Source organism: Streptomyces sp. H39-C1, assembly GCF_027158125.1.
GTDB classification, from domain to species: domain Bacteria; phylum Actinomycetota; class Actinomycetes; order Streptomycetales; family Streptomycetaceae; genus Actinacidiphila; species Actinacidiphila fildesensis.
This window is the reverse complement of record NZ_JAPVLS010000085.1, coordinates 22,691-43,418: the sequence shown is the minus strand read 5'-3', so window position 1 is coordinate 43,418 and position 20,728 is coordinate 22,691. Positions and strand designations below refer to the sequence as shown.

Below are 20,728 nucleotides of genomic sequence, written 5' to 3'. Positions count from 1 at the left end.
GGCCGCTGTGGCCGCCGCCTCCGTCCCGCACGCGCGGGCGGAACCCGCCCCGCTGCCCGCGGGGGCGCGGCAGGCGGCCGGGCTGGTCGGCGGGCCTGACGATCTGCTCCCCGCCGTCCGCCGTCTCCTGCGTGACACGGTCGTCGTGGAGAGCCTCGACGACGCGGAGGCTCTCGTGGCCGCGCACCCGGAACTCACCGCCGTCACCGCCGAAGGCGATGTGCTCGCCGCGCACTTCGCGCACGGTGGGTCGGCGGGCGTGCCCAGCCTGCTGGAGGTGCGGGCCGCCGTCGACGAGGCGGCCCGTGAGCTGGAGCGGCTGGCGGCGCTGTGCGAGTCGCTCGCGGAGGAGCAGCGGGAGACGAAGGAGCGGCGCACGGCGTGCGCGCGGACCGTGGACTCGCTGGCGCAGGCGCGGCGGGCGGCGGAGAAGGAGAAGTCGTCGGTCGCCCAGCAGCTGGGGCGGCTCGCCGGCCAGGCACGCGCCGCCGGGGGAGAGGCCGAGCGCAGCGCCGCCGCCGTGGGGCGGGCGGAGGAGTCGCTGGCCGCGGCGATGGAGGAGTTCGAGGAACTGTCGGTGCGGCTGGGGGAGGCCGTGGAGGCACCCGGCGAGGAGGAGCCGGACACCTCCGTACGGGACCGGCTGTCCGCCGACGGGGCCAACGCGCGGCAGACCGAGATGGAGGCGCGGCTCCAGCTGCGCACCCACGAGGAGCGGGTGAAGGGCCTGGCCGGGCGGGCGGACGGGCTGGACCGCGCGGCCCGTATCGAGCGTGAGACCCGGGCCCGCGCCGAGCAGCGCCGGGCCCGGCTGGAGTACGAGGCCCGGGTGGCCGCCGCGGTGCTGGCCGGTGCGCGAGCCCTGCTGGAGTACGTGACGGTGTCGCTGGGCCGCGCCGACGAGGAGCGCGGGGCGGCCGAGCGGGCCCGCTCGGAGCGTGAGGCGCAGCTGGGGGAGGAGCGCCGGCAGGGCCGGGAGCTCAAGGCGGAACTGGACAAGCTGACCGACTTCGTCCACAAGGGCGAGGTGCTGGGCGCCGAGAAGCGGCTGCGCATCGAGCAGTTGGAGACCCGGTCGCTGGAGGAGCACGGCATCGAGCCGTCCGGGCTGGTCGACGAGTACGGCCCGCACCATCCGGTGCCGCCGTCACTGCCCGCCGAGGGCGAGGAGCTGCCCGAGGATCCGGAGCACCCGCGCAACCGGCCGAAGCCGTTCGTGCGCGCGGAGCAGGAGAAGCGGCTGAAGTCCGCGGAGAAGGCGTACCAGCAGCTGGGGAAGGTCAACCCGCTGGCACTGGAGGAGTTCTCCGCGCTGGAGGAGCGCCACAAGTTCCTGACGGAGCAGCTGGAGGACCTGAAGAAGACCCGGCTGGATCTCCTGCAGGTCGCCAAGGAGGTCGACGAGCGCGTCGAGCAGGTCTTCTCCGCGGCCTACCACGACACGGCGCGGGAGTTCGAGGGGGTGTTCTCCCGGCTCTTCCCCGGTGGCGAGGGCCGGCTGATGCTGACAGATCCGGACAATATGCTCACCACAGGTGTGGAGGTTGAAGCGCGGCCGCCCGGGAAGAAGGTCAAGCGGTTGTCGCTGCTGTCGGGTGGTGAGCGCTCGCTGACCGCGGTGGCGCTGCTGGTGTCGATCTTCAAGGCCCGGCCGAGTCCGTTCTATGTGATGGACGAGGTCGAGGCGGCGTTGGACGACACCAATCTGCAGCGGCTGATCGGGCTGATGGAGGAGCTTCAGGAGAGTTCACAGCTTGTCGTCATCACGCACCAGAAGCGGACGATGGAGGTCGCCGATGCCCTGTACGGCGTATCGATGCAGGGCGATGGGGTCTCCAAAGTGATCAGCCAGCGGCTGCGTGAGGGCAAGCGCAAGCTGGCCTAGGCCCATATGCATTCAAGTGCTGAACTCAAGCGGCTGAGCCATGTGCTCATCTGCGCCAGATGGGTTGATAGGCCCCTGTTGACTTCGAAACTTGAAGGCATAGTCTCTGCAGCGTCACTTTTATCTTCGAGTGGTGGCCGTCCGGGGGGCGGCTGACACTGGAGGATCCAGCCCCTCATGTGAGGGCTCACCGCCGAGCCCCAGGAGTCCACGTTGACCAGTACCGAACCTGTGGCCGGTCGGGAAGGCCGTCTGGCCCATCCGGATCACCTCGGCCATGTCATCTTCATCACCGCGGCGGCCGCCATGGGCGGCTTCCTATTCGGCTACGACAGTGCCGTGATCAACGGCGCTGTCGAGGGCATCCGCGGCAAGTACGACATCGGCTCCGGCACCCTCGCCCAGGTCATCGCGATCGCCCTGATCGGCTGCGCCATCGGCGCCGCCACGGCCGGCCGGATCGCCGACCGCATCGGCCGTATCCGCGTCATGCAGATCGCCGCCTCGCTCTTCACGGTCAGCGCCGTGGGCTCCGCGCTGCCGTTCGCCCTCTGGGACCTCGCCATGTGGCGGGTGCTCGGCGGTATCGCCATCGGTATGGCCTCGGTGATCGGCCCGGCGTACATCGCCGAGGTCTCCCCGCCCGCCTACCGCGGCCGGCTCGGTTCCTTCCAGCAGGCAGCCATCGTCATCGGCATCGCCGTCTCGCAGCTCGTCAACTGGGGCCTGCTGAACGCGGCCGGCGGCGACCAGCGCGGGCAGCTGATGGGCCTGGAGGTCTGGCAGGTCATGCTCGGCGTGATGGTCGTCCCGGCCGTCCTCTACGGGCTGCTCTCCTTCGCGATCCCCGAGTCGCCGCGCTTCCTGATCTCCGCGGGCAGGACCGCCCACGCCAAGAAGGTGCTCGAAGACGTCGAAGGCAAGCACATCGACCTCGACGCACGGGTGGCCGAGATCGAACACGCCATGCGCAGCGAGCACAAGTCGACCTTCCGTGACCTGCTCGGCAGCCGGATGGGCTTCCTGCCGATCGTCTGGATCGGTATCGGACTCTCGGTCTTCCAGCAGCTCGTCGGCATCAACGTGGCCTTCTACTACTCGTCCACGCTGTGGCAGTCGGTGGGCATCGACCCGAGCAGCTCCTTCCTGTACTCGTTCACCACCTCGATCGTGAACATCATCGGCACCGTGATCGCCATCCTCCTCGTCGACCGGATCGGCCGCAGGCCGCTCGCCCTGATCGGTTCTGCGGGTATGACCGTCTCCCTGGCACTGGAGGCATGGGCCTTCGCCGCCAAGACCGCCGACGGGACGCTCCCGAACACCCAGGGCACCGTGGCGCTCATCGCGGCCCACGTCTTCGTGCTCTTCTTCGCCCTCTCCTGGGGTGTCGTCGTCTGGGTCTTCCTCGGCGAGATGTTCCCGAACCGGATCCGCGCCGCGGCGCTCGGCGTGGCGGCCTCCGCCCAGTGGATCGCCAACTGGGCGATCACCGCGAGCTTCCCGAGCCTGGCGGACTGGAACCTGTCGGGGACGTACGTCATCTACGCCTGCTTCGCCCTGCTCTCGATCCCCTTTGTGCTCAAGTTCGTGAAGGAGACCAAGGGCAAGACCCTGGAGGAGATGGGTTAGTCCTTGAGACGCGGCAGCACCTGCTCCGCCAGCAGATGCAGACTGCGCCAGCCCTCGTCGACCGGCATGCCCCCGCACAGGGGGTGCAGGACCAGGCTCGCCTGGTCCCCGCCGGCCTCGGCGAGGGCGACGCATTCGTCGGGCGTGACGATCCGGTAGACCCCCTCGCGGCGCAGTTCCTCGACGCCGGTGGCGGCCGAGCGCACGGCGGAGCGGATGTCGGCCGACTGCCAGGAGGCGTACATCCGCGCCTCGTGCAGCAGATGCTCGCCGTACTGCGCCCAGGCGCGGTCGGGGTCCTCGGCGATGTGCAGCAGCGGGACCTTCGCCGGCGGCATCATGCACCAGCCCTCGGTGCCGTACTCGGCGAGCCGCTCCTGGTAGTACGCCTCCAGCTCCGGCAGGTACGCGCTGGGGAAGAGCGGCAGACCGAGCCGGGCGGCACGGCGGGCGGCCGCCTTCGAGCTGCCGCCGACCAGCAGCAGCGGATGCGGCTGGGTGAACGGTCGCGGCGTGACCTGCACCGTCCTGCCGCGGTATTCGAAGGGCTCCCCGGTCCACGCGGTGAGCAGTGTCTCCAGGACCTCGTCCTGGAGCTTGCCGCGGTGCGTCCAGTCCCGGCCGTGCGCGTCGTACTCCGCCTGCCGGTAGCCGATCCCCGCCACCGTGACGAGCCGGCCGCCGCTGAGCAGGTCCAGTACGGCGATGTCCTCGGCCAGCCGCAGCGGATCGTAGAGCGGGCCGATCAGGGCGGAGACGGTGACCGCGATCCGCCGGGTGGCACCGAAGACCGCTCCCGCGAACGTGAGGGGCGAGGGCAGCCACCCATTGGCGGCGCCGTGGTGCTCCTCGGTCTGGACGGTGCCGACGCCGCGGTCGTCCGCGTAGGCCGCCATCTCGAGGGCCGCCTTGTAGCGGGCACTGAGCGACGCGGGCTCGGCAGCGGGATCGACGAGGTTGAAACGGATGACCGTGACGGGCATGGCGGACGCTTCCCTTCGCCGGGATGGACCAGACGGACGCTAACTGACGCAGCGTCAGATTGATAGAGGAGTGGACCCGCGGGACCACGCACGGTTCGCCCGCCCCGGCCCGGCCCGGCCCGGATCGGACGCATGGGGTCGGGATCGCAGTTGGGGGCACCCCCGGCCGAAGGTCGGGGGACCGTAAATAGTCGATTTCGGACCCCCACGCCGGAGAGCCCGGCCCCGACCCGGCAACGGCCCGCACGGGCCGGCACCCGGGACCGGCCCGGAGGGCCACGTTGTCGCGGCCACCCGCGCACGTGACCGATACTGGGAAAGATATGGAAACCGTCATCCTTGCTGTAGTCATCGCCCTGGTCGCGGTCGTCGCCGCCGGCGGACTGGTGGTCGGCAGCCGCCGCAAGAAGCAGCTGCCGCCCGCGCCGCCGAGCACGCCGACCATCACCGCGCCGCCCGCCGAGCCACGCGTCGGGGACGAAGCGGAGGTCCCTCGGGACGAGCCGCGCCGGACGATCGAAGAGGTCGTCCTCCCCGAGACGCCTGGCGCGCCGGTCGCCGTGGAGGAGCTGCCGGTACCCGCGGCTCCCGAACTCGAACAGCCGGAACCCAGCGCCGGCCGCCTGGTGCGGCTGCGCTCCCGGCTGTCCCGCTCGCAGAACACGCTCGGTAAGGGGCTGCTCGCGCTGCTCTCCCGCGAGCACCTCGACGAGGACACCTGGGAGGAGATCGAGGACATCCTCATCACCGCCGATGTGGGTGTCACTCCGACCCAGGAGCTGGTGGACCGGCTGCGTACCCGGGTGAAGGTGCTCGGCACCCGCACCCCCGCCGATCTGCGCGCCCTGCTCCGCGAGGAGCTGCTGACCCTGGTCGACCCCTCGCTGGACCGCGAGCTGAAGACCGAGAGCCACGAGACGACCCCGGCCGTCGTGCTGGTCGTCGGTGTCAACGGCACCGGCAAGACCACGACCACCGGCAAGCTCGCCCGCGTCCTGGTGGCCGACGGCCGCAGTGTGGTGCTCGGCGCGGCGGACACCTTCCGTGCCGCCGCCGCCGACCAGCTGCAGACCTGGGGCGAGCGGGTGGGCGCCCGGACCGTGCGCGGTCCCGAGGGCGGCGACCCGGCGTCGATCGCCTTCGACGCCGTGAAGGAAGGTATCGCCGAGGGCGCGGACACCGTCCTGATCGACACCGCGGGCCGGCTGCACACCAAGACCGGTCTGATGGACGAGCTGGGCAAGGTCAAGCGGGTCATCGAGAAGCACGGCCCGGTCGACGAGGTGCTGCTGGTGCTCGACGCGACCACCGGGCAGAACGGGCTGGTCCAGGCCCGGGTCTTCGCCGAGGTCGTCGACATCACCGGCATCGTGCTGACCAAGCTGGACGGCACCGCCAAGGGCGGCATCGTGATCGCGGTCCAGCGCGAGCTGGGCGTTCCGGTGAAGCTGATCGGGCTGGGCGAGGGCCCGGACGATCTGGCGCCCTTCGAGCCGGAGGCGTTCGTCGACGCCCTGATCGGCGACTGACCCGCACCGACGCGAGCGGTGTACGAGCGGTTGTATACGTAAGGGGCGCCCTTCCCTGGAGGGCGCCCCTTACGCACCTCCCCGGGTGATGGCTTCTCTCCGTGCCGGGTGCGGTGCGGGCTCAGGTCCGTACGAGCCAGGGGCCGGGCGTGCGGTCGCGGTGGCAGACGTACGCCAGGGTGCCGAGCAGTAACCGCGCCTCGGGCGGCTGGTGCACCGAGTCGAGCAGCGGTGACCGCAGCCAGCGCACCGGGCCGAGCCCGCCGAGGTCGGACGGCGGGGCCGTGACGTGGTCGCCGAGCCCCAGGCAGCGCAGGTCGAGGTCGGCGTCGTCCCAGCCCATCCGGTAGAGCAGGTGCGGGAGTTCGGCCGCGGCGCCCGGCGCCACGAAGAACTGCGCGCGGCCCGTGGGGGTGGCCAGCACCGGACCGAGCCGCAGACCCATCCGCTCCAGCCGCACCAGGGCGCGCCGTCCGGACTGCTCCGCCACGTCGATGACGTCGAACGTCCGGCCCACCGGCAGCAGTACGGCCGCTCCCGGCACCTGGTCCCACGCCTCGGTGGCCTGCTCCAGGGTCGCGCCGGCCGGGATCTCGTCGGCGAACACCAGGGGATGCGCCCCCGGTTCCTTGCAGCCGGGGTCACCGCACGAGCAGGCCCCGCCGCCCCGGACGGCGCGCGCTCCCGGCGTGACCGCCCAACCGCACAACCCCGTGTACTCCGCCACCGTGGTGCACGCCGTGGCGCGTTCCCGGCGGCGCGAGCCGGCCCGGATATCCCGAATGCCGCCGATCGTGAAACCCATGACACCCCCAACGGATCGCAGTCGCCGATGGTTACGCCCCTGCCTGACCGGGGTGTGTCAAGTGAATCGTGTACAGCCGCAGACGAGTTCATTCGAAGGGGTGGCGAATGGTGGCGTTTCCGCTGTGGCACTCGCCGGATGGGTGATCGTAGGATTACTTTCGGTTCGTGAGCGCCAGACATGTGTCCCCTCCGGGTATGCCGGAGGCAAGGCAGCAGGGCCTGGACTCAGCGGGCCTTGGCCGTAAGGGCGTTGGGCGACTCGGATGGGGGCCTACCGGTGGGCGGCACACAGGACAAGCAGCCCAACGCGCAGTTGAACTCGTGGTTCGTGCGCAGTGGCTGGTCGAAGGGCGAGTTGGCCCGTCAGGTCAACCGCAGGGCGCGGCAGATGGGCGCCCACCACATCAGCACCGACACCTCCCGGGTGCGGCGCTGGCTCGACGGTGAGCAGCCGCGCGAGCCGATCCCGCGCATCATGTCCGAGCTGTTCTCCGAACGGTTCGGCTGCGTGGTCCCGGTCGAGGACCTGGGACTGCGGTCAGCGCACCAGTCACCGTCGGAATCGGGCGTGGACCTGCCCTGGGCGGGCCCCCAGACGGTCCAGCTGATCAACGAGTTCTCCCGCAGCGACCTGATGCTCGGCCGCCGCGGCTTCCTCGGGGCCTCGTTGGCCCTCTCGGCGGGACCTGCCCTCGTCGAGCCGATGCAGCGGTGGCTGGTGCCCCCCTCGCTCGGCGGCTTCCCGGCGCCGGCCGCCAGTGTGCCCCGGGACACCGGCAACCGGCCGAACCGGCTGTCCGAGCCGGAGCTGCAGCTGCTGGAGACCACCACCGTGATGTTCCGCACCTGGGACAGCCAGTGCGGTGGCGGACTGCGCCGCAAGGCGGTCGTCGGCCAGCTGCACGAGGTGACCGACCTGCTCCAGGAGTCGCACCCGGACGCGGTCGCCAAGCGGCTCTACCGGGTCACCGGCGACCTCGCGGCGCTGGCCGGCTGGATGAGCTACGACGTCGGTCTGCAGCCCACCGCGCAGAAGTACTTCGTGCTCGCGCTGCACGCCGCCAAGGAGGCCGCCGACCGGCCGCTGGGCGCGTTCATCCTCTCCAGCATGAGCCGCCAGATGATCCATCTGAACCGGCCGGACGACGCGCTGGAACTCATCCACCTCGCCCAGTACGGCAGCCGGGACTCGGCCACCGCCACCACCCAGGCGATGCTGCACGCCGTCGAGGCGCGCGCCTACGCCAACATGGGCCAGGTCAGCAAGTGCCACCGGGCCGTCCGGATGGCCGAGGACTCCTTCACCGAGGCCCGCAAGGGCGAGGACCCGGACTGGATCAGCTTCTTCAACGAGGCCGAGCTGAACGCGGAGAACGCCCACTCCTACCGTGACCTCGCCTACGTCGCCGGCCGCAGTTCCACCTACGCCTCGCTCGCCCACCCCGTGATGGAGCGGGCGGTCGAGCTGTTCGGCCAGGACTCCGTCCACCAGCGGGCGTACGCCCTCAACCTCATCGGTATGGCCACCGTCCACCTCCTGGAGCGGAACCCGGAACAGGCCGCCGACATGACGCACAAGGCCATCTCCGTGGCCAGAAAAGTGCGCTCCGAGCGGGTGAACACCCGGATCCGCAAGACCGCCGACACCGCGATGCGCGACTTCGGAGACATCGCGGAGGTCATCGATCTCTCCGAGCGGCTGGCGGTCGAGCTCCCGGAAGTGGCCGAAACCGCCTGACCGGCGGATCCCTCCAGAACCCCGGCCGCGGCAGGCCACCCGATCAGCCCGACTCGGCTCCCCCACGCCTGGTCAACCGGGTGCCTTCCGCGGCCGGTCCCGTATACGGCGCCCGCGCCTGCCGGGAGCGGTTCATCTTCACGTAACACATAGGACTTCTTCGTCACCGCGTCGAAACACCCTGCGGCATCGGGCGAAACCCGGCTGGGACAACCTCTGGGCGATAACCGGCCCACCCAGCACCGTCCCGCAGGGCCGCTCGGATGACGAGGAGACGCCGATGGCACCAGCCATCCTGACGCTTGCCGCTGATGCGCCCAAGCTCGATACCGGAAATACGGCGTTCATGCTGCTCAGCGCCGCCCTGGTCATGGTGATGACACCGGGCCTGGCCTTCTTCTACGGGGGCATGGTCCGCGTCAAGAGTGCGCTGAACATGTTGATGATGAGCTTCATCAGCCTCGGCATCATCACCATTCTGTGGACGCTCTACGGATTCAGTTTCGCCTTCGACTCCGGCAACGGATTCATGGGCGGCACCGACTGGCTCGGGATGCGCAACATCGGCATCGCCGAGCTGTGGCCCGGATACGGGATCCCGGTCTACGTCTTCGCCGTCTTCCAGCTGATGTTCGCGATCATCACCCCGGCGCTGATAAGCGGTGCGCTCGCGGACCGCGTGAAGTTCACCGCCTGGGCGCTCTTCATCACCCTGTGGGCGACGGTCGTGTACTTCCCGGTCGCGCACTGGGTCTGGGGCTCGGACGGCTGGCTCTTCAAGTACGGCGTGATCGACTTCGCCGGTGGTACCGCGGTCCACATCAACGCGGGCGCCGCCGCCCTCGGTGTGATCCTGGTCATCGGCAAGCGGGTCGGCTTCAAGCGGGACCCGATGCGGCCGCACAGCCTGCCGCTGGTCATGCTCGGCGCGGGCCTGCTGTGGTTCGGCTGGTTCGGCTTCAATGCCGGCTCCTGGCTCGGTGCCGACGGCGTCGCCGCCGTCGCGTTCACCAACACGCAGGTCGCCACCGCCGCCGCGATGCTCGGCTGGCTCGCCTACGAGAAGATCCGGCACGGCTCCTTCACCACCCTGGGCGCCGCCTCCGGCGCGGTCTCCGGGCTGGTCGCCATCACCCCCGCCTGCGGTTCCGTCTCCCCGCTCGGCGCGATCGCCGTCGGCCTGATCGCCGGTGTGCTGTGCGCCGCCGCAGTCGGCCTGAAGTACAAGTTCGGCTACGACGACTCGCTGGACGTCGTCGGTGTCCACATGGTCGGCGGCATCGTCGGCTCCCTGCTCATCGGCCTCTTCGCCACCGGCGGCGTCGGCCAGACCGCCAAGGGCCTGTTCTACGGCGGCGGCCTCGACCAGCTCGGCAAGCAGGCGGTCGGCGTCGGCGCGGTCCTGGGGTACTCCCTGGTCGCCTCCGCGATCCTCGCCAAGCTCATCGACCTGGTCATGGGCTTCCGGGTCACCGAGGACGACGAGATCACCGGCATCGACCAGATCGAACACGCCGAGACGGCGTACGACTTCGCGGGAGCGGGCGGCGGCACGGTCCGCACCACCGCGGTACCCGTCCCCGGCAGCACGAGCAGCGAGGCCGGCGCCTCGGACAAGAAGGTGGACGCGTGAAGCTCATCACGGCAGTTGTGAAGCCGCACCGGCTGGACGAGATCAAGGAAGCCCTGTCGGCCTTCGGGGTGCACGGCCTGACGGTCACCGAGGCCAGCGGCTACGGCCGGCAGCGCGGCCACACCGAGGTCTACCGTGGCGCCGAGTACACCGTCGACCTGGTGCCGAAGATCCGTATAGAGGTCCTGGTCGAGGACAGTGACGCCGATCAGCTGATCGAAGTCATCGTCAAGGCCGCCCGCACCGGCAAGATCGGTGATGGCAAGGTGTGGAGTATCCCGGTCGAGACAGCGGTCCGCGTACGCACCGGCGAACGCGGCCCGGACGCCCTCTAGAACTGGTCCGTGCTCATTCGGACCGGATCTGGCAACAAGCGCCCAGCGCTGGAGCACAAGTGACGGAAAGCGTCGAAGCGAAAGCGGACGACGAATCCGCCGCCGGAACCCCTGAGGGTCCCAGCGGCTACGCGGCGGCCCGGCTGCGTCTCCTCAACGAGGAGGCGCGGTCCGGGCCGCCGCGCCGTTCCGCCCTGTCGGGACTCACCGACAGATGGCTGGCGGGGCTGGCCGCGGGCGCGGCCGGGGAGACCGGCGTCGCCGGATACGCCCTGGTCGCCGTCGGCGGCTACGGGCGCGGCGAGCTCTCCCCGCGCAGCGACCTCGACCTCCTGCTGCTCTACGACTCCTCCGTCGCCAAGGACCGGATCTCCGCGCTCGCCGACCGGATCTGGTACCCGGTCTGGGACCTGGGCCTGGACCTGGACCACTCGGTCCGCACCGCCGCCGAGGCCCGCGGGACCGCCGCCGAGGACCTCAAGGTCCAGCTCGGGCTGCTCGACGCCCGGCACATCGCGGGCGATCCGTCCCTCACCGCGTCCCTGCGGACCGCGACGCTGGCCGACTGGCGCAACCAGGCCCCCAAGCGGCTGCCCGCCCTGCACGAGCTGTGCCAGGAACGGGCCGAACGCCAGGGCGAGCTCTCCTACCTGCTCGAACCCGACCTCAAGGAGGCCAGGGGCGGGCTGCGCGACGCCACCGCGCTGCGCGCCGTCGCCGCGTCCTGGCTCGCCGACGCCCCCCGCGAAGGGTTGGAGGAGGCCCGCACCCGGCTGCTCGACGCCCGTGACGCCCTGCACCGGCTCACCGTGCGCGCCGCCGACCTGCGGTCCGTCGACCCGATCGGGGAGGGCCCGGTGACGCTGCTCAGCTGGCGGGTCGCCGCCGAGTACGGTGCGCTGCCGGAGGCCGCCCGGCTCCGTGCCGACCTGGGGCGGGCCTTCGACGGTTCGCTCGACATCGAGGCACGTCTCGCCGAACGCGAGGCGGCCTATCCGCGCCGTCGCACGCTCGCCGCGCCGCCGCCCCGGGTGACGGTCGCCGCCGGCAGCTCCCAGGTCGCCACGGTGATCGAGATCCGCGCCCAGGACGCACCGGGACTGCTGCACCGGATCGGGTACGCCCTGGCCGCGACCGGGGTGAACGTGCGCTCCGCCCGCATCAGCACGCTCGGCGCGAACGCGGTCGACGCGTTCTACGTCGTCGGCGCGGACGGCGCTCCGCTGGGCGAGGTGCGGGCGGCGGAGGTCGCCCGCGAGGTCGAGCGGGCGCTGCGCTGAGCCCCGCGGTCGTCCGTCGCCGGGCAGGCTCAATCCCGCCTGCCCGGCGATGGAGGGCACACCAGCGGATACCCTGGGGGACGACCACCGCCAACCCCTGACGCGAGGACCCGCAACCACCGTGTTCGATACCCTCTCCGATCGCCTTGCAGCGACGTTCAAGAACCTCCGGGGCAAGGGCCGCCTCTCCGAGGCGGACATCGACGCCACCGCGCGCGAGATCCGTATCGCCCTGCTGGAAGCGGATGTCGCGCTCCCGGTGGTCCGTGCGTTCATCAAGCAGGTCAAGGAGCGGGCCTCCGGGCTCGAGGTCTCGCAGGCGCTGAACCCGGCGCAGCAGGTCATCAAGATCGTCAACGAGGAGCTCGTCGGCATCCTCGGCGGTGAGACCCGCCGGCTGCGGTTCTCCAAGCAGCCGCCGACCGTGATCATGCTCGCGGGTCTGCAGGGTGCCGGTAAGACCACCCTGGCCGGAAAGCTCGGCCACTGGCTGAAGAGCCAGGGCCACGCCCCGCTGCTCGTCGCCTGTGACCTCCAGCGCCCGAACGCCGTGACCCAGCTCTCCGTCGTCGCGGAGCGCGCGGGTGTCGCGGTCTTCGCGCCCGAGGCGGGCAACGGCGTCGGTGACCCGGTCAAGGTCGCCAAGGACTCCATCGAGTTCGCGAAGTCCAAGCAGTACGACGTGGTCGTCGTCGACACCGCCGGCCGGCTGGGTGTCGACGAGGAGCTGATGCGGCAGGCCGCCGACATCCGTGACGCCGTCAGCCCGGACGAGATCCTCTTCGTCGTCGACGCGATGATCGGCCAGGACGCGGTCAACACCGCCGAGGCGTTCCGCGACGGCGTCGGCTTCGACGGTGTGGTGCTCTCCAAGCTCGACGGTGACGCCCGCGGTGGTGCCGCGCTCTCCATCGCGCATGTGACCGGCAAGCAGATCATGTTCGCCTCCAACGGCGAGAAGCTCGACGAGTTCGACACCTTCCACCCGGACCGGATGGCGTCCCGCATCCTCGGCATGGGCGACATGCTCAGCCTGATCGAGAAGGCCGAACAGACCTTCTCGCAGGCCGAGGCCCAGAAGATGGCCGAGAAGCTGGCCAAGGGTCCGAAGGAGTTCACGCTCGACGACTTCCTGTCCCAGATGGAGCAGGTCCGCAAGATGGGCTCCATCTCCAAGCTGCTCGGCATGCTGCCCGGCATGGGGCAGATCAAGGACCAGATCGCCAACCTGGACGAGCGCGACGTCGACCGCACCGCCGCGATCATCAAGTCGATGACCCCGGCCGAGCGCCAGGACCCGACGATCCTCAACGGATCGCGCCGGGTCCGCGTCGCCAAGGGCTCCGGCACCGAGGTCAGCGCGGTCAAGAGCCTCGTCGAGCGGTTCTTCGAGGCCCGCAAGATGATGTCGCGGATGGCCCAGGGCGGCGGCATGCCCGGGATGCCGGGGATGCCCGGCATGGGCGGCGGCAACAAGAAGAAGAAGCAGGTCAAGCAGGCCAAGGGCAAGCAGCGCAGCGGCAACCCCATGAAGCGCAAGGCGGACGAGGCGGCGGAGGCCGCCCGCCGTGCCGAGCAGGCCGACAACCCCTTCGGCGCGGCAGCCGCTCCGGAGGCGCAGAACTTCGAACTCCCCGACGAGTTCAAGAAGTTCATGGGCTGACGCCCTCCCGCACCGCAGCGGAAGAGCGCCCCCAGCAGGGGGCGCTCTTCGCGTCCGGGGCATGATGGCGCCATGCGCGTATCCATCCGAGAACCACGACCGGGCGACGCCGACGCGTACGCCACGGCCGTCCTGCGGTCCGCCGATCATCTGAGCCCGTGGAACCCTGTGGATCCGGACGGTTTCCACGAGCTGCTGCGCCGCCAGGGTCCGTCGTTGCGCACGTTTCTGATCATCAACGACGAGGACGGCGGCATCGTCGGCAAGGTCAATGTCGCGAACATCGTCCGGGCCCGGTTCCGCAATGGCGTTCTCGGTTACGACAGCTACCTCCCGTACGCGGGCACCGGCCGGATGACCGAGGGTCTGCGGCAGGTCGTCGACCGCTGCTTCACCAGCTATCCCGACGGTCTCGGGCTGCACCGGCTGGAGATCAACGTGCAGCCGGACAACGGCCGCTCCCTCGCCATGGCCAAGCGGCTCGGCTTCCGCCATGAGGGCTTCTCACCGCGCATGCTCTATCTGAACGACGACTGGCGTGACCACGAGCGCTTCGCGCTCACCGCCGAGGAGTGGCCCGGCGCCTGACCCGTCCCGCCGCCCGTCCGGGCACGGCGCGGCCGCGGACGGCGTCAGCGGAAGTCGGCGGCGTGGTCGGCGGCCCATTCGCGGAACGTGCGCGGGGCGGTGCCGGTGAGCTCCTCGACGGTGGAGGTGACCGGCTCGGGGGACCCTGCCATACCGGCCCAGGCCGTCAGGACCGCGTCCACCCCCGACGGCGGCAGCCAGGCCAGCATCTGCTGCCGCTTCTCCGCGACCGTCATCTCCTCGAACCGCACCGGGCGGCCGATCGCCTCGCCGATGGCGTGCGCCTGCTCGGCCTGGGTCACCAGGGCGGGGCCGGTGAGCACGTACGCGGCGCCCGCGTGCCCGGCGTCCGGGCCGTCCGTCAGTACGCGGACGGCGGCCGCCGCGATGTCCCGCTCGTGGATCAGCGGCCGGGCCAGTGCCCCGTTCAGATCACGGACGACGCTGTCGGCACGGACCTGCTCCGCCCAGCCGAGGGTGTTGGACGCGAAGCCGACCGGGTGCAGGAAGGTCCATTCGAGGCCGGACCGTTCGATCAGCCGTTCCATCCCGCCGTGGAACGCGGTGATCGGATCCGTCGGCCCGTCCGTCCGCTCCTGCGCTCCCGGCATCGAGAGGTAGACGATGCGGCGCGCGTGCTTCCCGACCCGCTCCAGGACGCCGGGCGCCGCCTCGGTGGTGAGGAACGGCCAGACCAGGAAGACGGCGTCGACGCCGTCGAGCGCCGCGTCCAGGCTCCCCGGATCCGACAGGTCCCCGGCCACGGCCTCGACGCCGGCGGGCAGCCGGGCCGCGCCGGGGTCGCGGGTCAGGGCGCGGAAGGCCGCGCCCCGGCCCAGCAGTTGGGACACGACCTGCCCGCCGACTTTGCCGGTTGCTCCGGTGACCAGGATCATGACGCTCTCCTTGATGATCTCTCGCGTGCTGCTCGGTATGTGGTGTTCAGCCTGCGAGTTGAACCAAGGTTGAAGTCAAGCGCCGGGCAGCCGGGACTTTGACGACACGGCCTAGGCGTCGTGGTACGCCTCGACCTCCCACAGTGAGTAGCCGTAGACGGTGCCGCGCCTGGTCAGATAGATCCGCAGGTACCGCCCGGAACCGCTGAGGCCGGTCAGGTTCTGGGTGCCGCCGGAGGCGCTGGTGGTGGAGTAGACCGTGCTCCAGGACGTGCCGTCGTCGGACAGCTGGATCTGGAACGCCGTGGCGTGGGCCGTCTCCCAGGTGAGCTTGACGCGGTTGACGGCCCGGCTGCTGCCCAGGTCGATCCGCAGCCACTGCGGATCGGAATAGGCGCTGGACCAGCGACTGGCGTAGCTGCCGTCCACCGCGCCCTCCGCGGGGAAGGCGGGCGTCTCGGTGCTGGAGACGGTCACCGGGCGGCCCAGGGCCAGGTCGCCGGCGGCGGTGTCGGTGGGCCAGCCGGGCGGGCGGCCGACGGTGGTGACGATCGGCTGGAACTCCGCCAGCGTCGGGACGAGTCCTGGGGAGCCCCAGGTCTGCTGCGCGAGGGCACGCATCGGGGTCATGATGCCGGCCGCCGTCTGCTGCTCGGTCTCGGCGTTGGGGTTGTCGCACCAGACGTGCAGCACCGAACCCCGGTTGCGGGACGGGTCGGTGAGGGTGGTGCCGCCCTGGAAGATCTCGGGGTTCCAGGTCTCGTACATGTACGGGGTGTTGGGCTTGTCGCCGCCGTACACGTAGTAGGTCGGCGTCCAGCTGGAGTTCATGACGGTGTGGCCCGCCGCGACGAGCTGCTGCGGGGTGAGCCCGTAGTTGAACCAGTAGTCGACGGTGATGTCGGCGTTCGGGGTGATCGTGCCGTCGCCCTGCTTGATGCCGTCGTTCCACATCCGCATCGTCTTGCCGCCGGCCCGGACGATGCCGTCGGCCCAGTTGACGAAGCCGTAGTAGACGTCCTTGGCGGTGGCGGCGGGCCCGTAGTGGGCGCGGGCGTAGCTGAGCAGCTGCGGGTAACTGGCGTAGTTGGTGACGTACTCGTCCGCGCCCAGGTGCCAGTACTTGGCGGGGAACAGCGGCAGGTACTCGGTGATCAGATCCTGGATGAGGGTGTAGGCCGCCGGGTTGGACAGGTCGATGTACTGGTTGCTCGGTGTGCCCGCGCTGTTGACGAGCCGCAGTTCGGGATGGGCGGTCAGCGTCGTGTTCATATGGCCCGGCACGTCGATCTCGGGCACGACGGTGACGTGGTACCGGGCGCCGAGCGCGATGAGATCGGTGATCTCCCGCTTCGTGTAGTGCGCGGCGGAGGTGATCTCGGGGTGGCTGGTGCTCTCCAGCCGGAAGCCGTAGGTGTCGGACAGGTGCAGGTGGAAGTAGTTCATCTTCAGATAGGCGAGGTCCCTGATCTGGCCCTGGAGCCAGGGCACGGTGAAGTACTTGCGCCCGACGTCGACCATCAGCCCGCGCTCGGCCTTGGCGGGCCAGTCGCGTGCCGTCCCGGCCGCGATGGTGGGGGACTGCTTGAGGAGCTGGAGCACCGAGCGGGTGCCGTAGAAGGCCCCGGCGTCGGCCCGGGCCCGGACGGTGACGGACGAGCCGACGGTGAGGGCGTAGCCCTCGGTGCCGAGCGTGGTGTCCGTGGAGCCGAGGGTGAGGAACAGGTCACCGGGCCGCACGGCGGAGGCCGGGCCGCTGACCAGGGTGACGGTCCGCCCGGTGAGCTGTGTCAGATCGTCGGCGAAGACCCGCCCGGTGGTGCCGAGCGCGGACGAGTAGGCGCTGTCGGCCACGACCCGGCTGGCGGGGCCGAAGGTGTACGCACCGCTGCCGGCGGTCCACTGCTGGAGGGCGGGGATGGTGCGTGGCACGGCGCCGGCGGCGTGCGCCGGCCCCTGTGCGAGCGGTACGGCGAGGGCGAGCAGCAGGCCGAACAGCACGCCGAGAACGGCGGCCGGCCCGCGGGAGAAGCGGGCGTGGGGGGAGAACCGCATGGTCGAGGACTCCTGCCTGAGAGGGATGACGCGGGAGTGGTCTGGACAACTCGGTGCCTCACCAAGTGCAGCGATGCCTCCTGTACATGTCAAGAGTCCCGGATATGCGGGCGTCGGTGGTCAGACCGGCGGACTGCCGGGGATCTTCGGCGCCAGATAGCGGGCGGTGATGCTCCGCGGCGACCGGGCGACGAGCGCGGGAACCCCTTCCGCGACGATCCGCCCGCCCCGGTCGCCGCCCCCCGGACCCATGTCGATGATCCAGTCGGCACCGGCCGCCACATCCATGTCGTGCTCGACCACGACGACGGAGTTCCCCGCGTCGACGAGCCCGTGCAGCCGGCGCATGAGCAGTTCGGTGTCGGCCGGGTGCAGCCCGGTGGTCGGCTCGTCCAGCAGATAGAGGGTGTGCGAGCGCGCCCCGCGGCCCGCGCGCTGCAGTTCGGCCGCCAGCTTGATCCGCTGGGCCTCCCCGCCGGACAGCTCGGTGGCCGGCTGGCCGAGCCGCAGATAGCCGAGCCCGACCTGTTGCAGGGTCCTCAGCGGCCGGGCCGCGGCGGGAACGTCGGCCAGGAAGTCGTACGCCGCGTCGACCGTCATCGCCAGGACGTCGGCGACACTCGCGCCGCGGTAGGTGATCTCCAGGGTCTCCGGCCGGTAGCGGGCACCGTGGCAGGTCGGGCAGGGGGCGTAACTGCCGGGCAGGAAGAGGAGTTCGACGGCGATGAACCCCTCGCCCTGGCAGGTCTCGCAGCGGCCGGTGGCGACGTTGAACGAGAAGCGCCCGGCGTTGTAGCCGCGCTTGCGTGCCTCGTCGGTGGCCGCGAAGAGCTTGCGTACGGCGTCGAACAGACCCGTGTACGTCGCCAGGTTGGACCGTGGCGTGCGGCCGATGGGCCGCTGGTCGACCCGTACCAGCCGGCCGACGGCCTCGAGGCCCGTCACCGAGGTGGCGTACGAGGCAGCGCTTCCCCCGCCGGCCGGGACCTCGTCCGCTCCGGCCTCCTCCGGATCCTCCTCGGCGGACGTTCCCAGGTGTTCCGTCAGGACATCGGCCAGCACCTGGCTGACCAGCGTCGACTTCCCGGACCCCGAAACACCGGTCACCACCGTGAAGACCCCGAGCGGCACCACCGCGTCGAGGCCGCGCAGATTGTGCCGGGTGACACCGTGCAGCCGCAGCAGGCCGGACGGTTCGCGCGGTACGCGCGCGGCGGCCGGCGGCCCCTCGGGGAACAGGAACCGGCGGGTCTCCGATTCGGCGACCGACGCCAGCCCGGCCACCGGACCGCTGTGCAGCACCCGGCCGCCGTGCTCGCCCGCCAGCGGCCCGACATCGACGACCCAGTCGGCGCGCGCCACCACCGCCATGTCGTGCTCGACCACGAAGAGCGAGTTCCCGGCCGCCCTGAGCCGGTCGAGCACCGTCAGCAGCGCCTCGGTGTCGGCCGGGTGCAGCCCGGCCGACGGCTCGTCGAGGACGTAGACGACGCCGAACAGCCCCGAGCGCAGCTGGGTGGCGAGCCGCAGCCGCTGCAGTTCGCCCGCCGAGAGCGTCGGCGTCGGCCGGTCCATGCTCAGATAGCCCAGCCCCAGCTCGCCGAGCGCCTCGATCCGGGACACGAGGTCCCCGGCGATCGTGCCGGCCACGGAGCCGGTCCCATGCGGGGTCTCCCGCAGCAGCCGGGCCAGTTCGGTGAGGGGCAGGGCGGCCAGGGCGGCGATGTCCCGGCCGGCGAAGGTGACCGCCAGCGACTCCGGGCGCAGCCGCCGCCCGCCGCACACCGGGCAGGGCGCGCTCGTCATGAACCGCCGGACCCGTTTGCGCAGCGCCTCGCTCCGGGAGTCGGCGAAGGTGTGCAGCACATAGCGCTCGGCGCTCATGTACGTCCCCTGGTAAGGGCGTTGGATGCGGTCGGCGTCCCGCACCGGGTGGACGGTGACGACCGGCTGCTCCGGTGTGAACAGGATCCAGTCGCGCGCCTCCTGCGGCAGCTTGTGCCAGGGCGCGTCGATGTCATGGCCGAGCGCGTCGAGGATGTCGCGCAGGTTCTTGCCCTGCCAGGCCCCCGGCCAGGCGGCCACCGCACCCTCACGGATGCTCAGCGACGGATCGGGGACGAGCGAGTCCTCGCTGACCCGGTGCACCGTCCCCAGCCCGTGGCACTCCGGACAGGCGCCCGCCGGGGTGTTGGGGGAGAACGCGTCGGAGTCCAGCCGCTCGGTGACGCCCGGCGGATAGCTGCCGGCGCGTGAGTACAGCATGCGCAGCGAGTTCGACAACGTGGTGACCGTGCCCACCGAGGAGCGCGAACCCGGCGCGGACCGCCGTTGCTCCAGGGCGATGGCGGGCGGCAGACCGGTGATCTCGTCGACCTTGGGTGCGCCGATCTGGTGAATCAGCCGCCGCGCGTACGGGGCCACGGACTCGAAGTAGCGGCGCTGCGCCTCGGCGTAGATCGTGCCGAAGGCGAGCGAGGACTTGCCGGAGCCGGAGACCCCGGTGAAGGCGACCAGCGCGTCCCGCGGCAGGTCCACATCGACCCCGCGCAGATTGTGCTCCCGCGCGCCGCGCACGCGGAGGTACGGATCGGTCATCGGGCTCCTCTCCGTCCCATCGGGGGGTGCGGCGGCAGGAAGCTACCGGTTGTGACCTGATCGTACGATTTACTCCGGAATTGGCGCGAGCGGCGCTGGCATCGGAGTGCCATGGGTGCTGCCACGGAGGCGCCGAACCGGGTGCCGCCCCGTCAGAAGCCCCGGTGTCCGGGGCGGTCGGCGTGGTCCGCGGATGTGCCGTACGCCCGCGGGGTCGCCTCCCCGCCGGCGTACGGCACGGAGTTCAGACGCGGGCGACCACGTACCGGAAGACGTTCTCCATCCGGACCGTCCCGTCGGCCCGCCGGTACGGGTGCAGCGCCTCCGCCAGCTCCTTCTCCACCTGCGGCTGGTCGGTGGCCTCCGCGGCCGGGTCGAACAGACCGGTGGAGAGCAGTCCGCGGACCGCGCTGTCCATGTCCGGATAGCCGAAGGGGCAGGCCACCCGGCCGGAGCCGTCCGGCCGCAGTCCGGCGTCCCGGGCCAGCTCCTCCAGGTCGTCGCGACCGCTGAGCCGGCTCCTGACCGTGTGGCCGCGCGGCTCCGCCAGCCGCGCCGCGACACACAGCACCCGGAAGGTGGCACATCGCTCGGAGGGACCCCAGCCGGCCAGCACCACGGGACTGCCGCGCTCCGTGAGCCGGGCCGCCGCCGTCAGGTCGGGCCGCAGTTCGTCGCAGGGCGACGCCGGATCCAGCGCCGTCACCATCGTGAACGGCGCGGCCGCCCGGTCCGCCGGGCGGCCGGGTCCGCCGAAACGTAACTCCGCGCGGGCCCTGCGCCGGGCCGGAGCGCCCCACCGCGGTTCGGGGAGCAGCCGCTCACGGGCGAGCGCGAGCCGGCGTTCGTCGGGATCGCAGCCGGTGACGGCCGCGCCGCGGGCCGAGGCCATCAGCAGCGCGAGGCCGGATCCGCAGCCGAGCCCGAGCAGCCGGGTGCTGGGGCCGACGTCGAGCCGGTCGTACACGGCCTCGTAGAGCGGTACCAGCATCCGCTCCTGGATCTCGGCCCAGTCCCGCGCCCTGGTATCGGCGCGTGTTCTGGATCCGCGAACGAGCGTGGGTGTCATCGGAGCCGCCCCAATCAGCCGAGTCGCCGTCCTCGTG

The 20,728-nt window shown here is 71.1% G+C and carries 15 protein-coding genes and 1 pseudogene; 10 read left to right on the top strand and 6 right to left on the bottom strand.

All coding sequences use genetic code 11. The features are described 5' to 3' along the window. Positions 1-1,885: AAA family ATPase (locus O3W51_RS38090; RefSeq protein ID WP_269288577.1), on the top strand; the 1,885-nt coding region annotated here is incomplete at its 5' end. 213 nt (positions 1,886-2,098) lie between these two features. Beyond that, complete coding sequence (locus O3W51_RS38085; protein ID WP_138356461.1) at positions 2,099-3,517, top strand: sugar porter family MFS transporter; 1,419 nt, start codon at positions 2,099-2,101, stop codon at positions 3,515-3,517. On the opposite strand, the gene O3W51_RS38080 is transcribed toward O3W51_RS38085, so the two are convergent. Then, positions 3,514-4,500: an LLM class flavin-dependent oxidoreductase gene (locus O3W51_RS38080; RefSeq protein ID WP_138356460.1), complete on the bottom strand. Its 987-nt coding sequence runs from the start codon at positions 4,498-4,500 to the stop codon at positions 3,514-3,516. The two genes, O3W51_RS38085 and O3W51_RS38080, sit on opposite strands and share 4 nt — an antisense overlap. A 323-nt stretch (positions 4,501-4,823) precedes the next feature. Between O3W51_RS38080 and ftsY the strand changes: the two genes are divergently transcribed. Beyond that, on the top strand, positions 4,824-6,029 hold the full coding sequence (gene ftsY / locus O3W51_RS38075; protein ID WP_138356459.1) for a signal recognition particle-docking protein FtsY: 1,206 nt from the start codon (positions 4,824-4,826) through the stop codon (positions 6,027-6,029). 121 nt (positions 6,030-6,150) lie between these two features. On the opposite strand, the gene O3W51_RS38070 is transcribed toward ftsY, so the two are convergent. Further along, positions 6,151-6,834: a bifunctional DNA primase/polymerase gene (locus O3W51_RS38070; RefSeq protein ID WP_198359009.1), complete on the bottom strand. Its 684-nt coding sequence runs from the start codon at positions 6,832-6,834 to the stop codon at positions 6,151-6,153. A gap of 279 nt (positions 6,835-7,113) precedes the next feature. On the opposite strand from O3W51_RS38070, the gene nsdA reads away from it, so the two are divergent. The 7 genes and pseudogenes from nsdA (at position 7,114) to O3W51_RS38040 (ending at position 14,073) form a co-directional block, all read left to right on the top strand. Then, positions 7,114-8,574, top strand: coding sequence for a transcriptional repressor NsdA (gene nsdA / locus O3W51_RS38065; RefSeq protein ID WP_138356457.1), 1,461 nt, complete (start codon positions 7,114-7,116; stop codon positions 8,572-8,574). Positions 8,575-8,854: 280 nt separating this feature from the next. Beyond that, complete coding sequence (locus tag O3W51_RS38060; RefSeq protein WP_138356456.1) at positions 8,855-10,207, top strand: ammonium transporter; 1,353 nt, start codon at positions 8,855-8,857, stop codon at positions 10,205-10,207. After that, on the top strand, positions 10,204-10,542 hold the full coding sequence (locus O3W51_RS38055) for a P-II family nitrogen regulator (protein ID WP_138356455.1): 339 nt from the start codon (positions 10,204-10,206) through the stop codon (positions 10,540-10,542). Before O3W51_RS38060 ends, O3W51_RS38055 begins: the two co-directional genes overlap by 4 nt. Positions 10,543-10,601: 59 nt before the next feature. Then, positions 10,602-11,366 (top strand): annotated as a pseudogene (locus O3W51_RS49060) (nucleotidyltransferase domain-containing protein); the annotation flags it as partial. Next, a complete protein-coding gene (locus tag O3W51_RS49055) occupies positions 11,352-11,822 on the top strand; it encodes an ACT domain-containing protein (RefSeq protein WP_443048388.1) in 471 nt (156 codons plus the stop codon). The pseudogene O3W51_RS49060 and the gene O3W51_RS49055, both read left to right, overlap by 15 nt. Before the next feature lie 121 nt (positions 11,823-11,943). Next, entirely contained in the window at positions 11,944-13,485 is a 1,542-nt protein-coding gene (gene ffh / locus O3W51_RS38045) for a signal recognition particle protein (protein ID WP_138356453.1), read from the top strand. Positions 13,486-13,557: 72 nt separating this feature from the next. Beyond that, positions 13,558-14,073, top strand: coding sequence for a GNAT family N-acetyltransferase (locus O3W51_RS38040; RefSeq protein ID WP_138356452.1), 516 nt, complete (start codon positions 13,558-13,560; stop codon positions 14,071-14,073). A 44-nt stretch (positions 14,074-14,117) separates the two neighbouring features. Here the strand turns inward: O3W51_RS38040 and O3W51_RS38035 are convergent, their stop codons facing one another. From O3W51_RS38035 to O3W51_RS38020, 4 genes are all read right to left on the bottom strand, one after another. Further along, positions 14,118-14,969 carry an NAD(P)H-binding protein gene (locus tag O3W51_RS38035; RefSeq protein WP_138356451.1) on the bottom strand — a complete coding sequence of 284 codons (852 nt, stop codon included), beginning with the start codon at positions 14,967-14,969 and terminating at the stop codon, positions 14,118-14,120. Between the two features lie 111 nt (positions 14,970-15,080). Continuing rightward, a complete protein-coding gene (locus O3W51_RS38030; RefSeq protein WP_138356450.1) occupies positions 15,081-17,024 on the bottom strand; it encodes a family 20 glycosylhydrolase in 1,944 nt (647 codons plus the stop codon). A 120-nt stretch (positions 17,025-17,144) separates the two neighbouring features. Beyond that, on the bottom strand, positions 17,145-19,622 hold the full coding sequence (locus O3W51_RS38025; RefSeq protein ID WP_269288574.1) for an excinuclease ABC subunit UvrA: 2,478 nt from the start codon (positions 19,620-19,622) through the stop codon (positions 17,145-17,147). A gap of 244 nt (positions 19,623-19,866) precedes the next feature. Beyond that, positions 19,867-20,691 carry an SAM-dependent methyltransferase gene (locus tag O3W51_RS38020; protein ID WP_269288573.1) on the bottom strand — a complete coding sequence of 275 codons (825 nt, stop codon included), beginning with the start codon at positions 20,689-20,691 and terminating at the stop codon, positions 19,867-19,869. Between the last annotated feature and the right edge of the window lie 37 nt (positions 20,692-20,728).

Excerpts from the sequence above, each read along its gene's own strand:
- O3W51_RS38080 (WP_138356460.1), bottom strand. The coding sequence starts at position 4,500 with ATGCCCGTCACGGTCATCCGTTTCAACCTCGTCGATCCCGCTGCCGAG.
- ftsY (WP_138356459.1), top strand. The coding sequence starts at position 4,824 with ATGGAAACCGTCATCCTTGCTGTAGTCATCGCCCTGGTCGCGGTCGTC.
- O3W51_RS38070 (WP_198359009.1), bottom strand. The coding sequence starts at position 6,834 with ATGGGTTTCACGATCGGCGGCATTCGGGATATCCGGGCCGGCTCGCGC.
- O3W51_RS38060 (WP_138356456.1), top strand. The coding sequence starts at position 8,855 with ATGGCACCAGCCATCCTGACGCTTGCCGCTGATGCGCCCAAGCTCGAT.
- O3W51_RS38040 (WP_138356452.1), top strand. The coding sequence starts at position 13,558 with ATGCGCGTATCCATCCGAGAACCACGACCGGGCGACGCCGACGCGTAC.
- O3W51_RS38035 (WP_138356451.1), bottom strand. The coding sequence starts at position 14,969 with ATGATCCTGGTCACCGGAGCAACCGGCAAAGTCGGCGGGCAGGTCGTG.
- O3W51_RS38030 (WP_138356450.1), bottom strand. The coding sequence starts at position 17,024 with ATGCGGTTCTCCCCCCACGCCCGCTTCTCCCGCGGGCCGGCCGCCGTT.
- O3W51_RS38025 (WP_269288574.1), bottom strand. The coding sequence starts at position 19,622 with ATGACCGATCCGTACCTCCGCGTGCGCGGCGCGCGGGAGCACAATCTG.
- O3W51_RS38020 (WP_269288573.1), bottom strand. The coding sequence starts at position 20,691 with ATGACACCCACGCTCGTTCGCGGATCCAGAACACGCGCCGATACCAGG.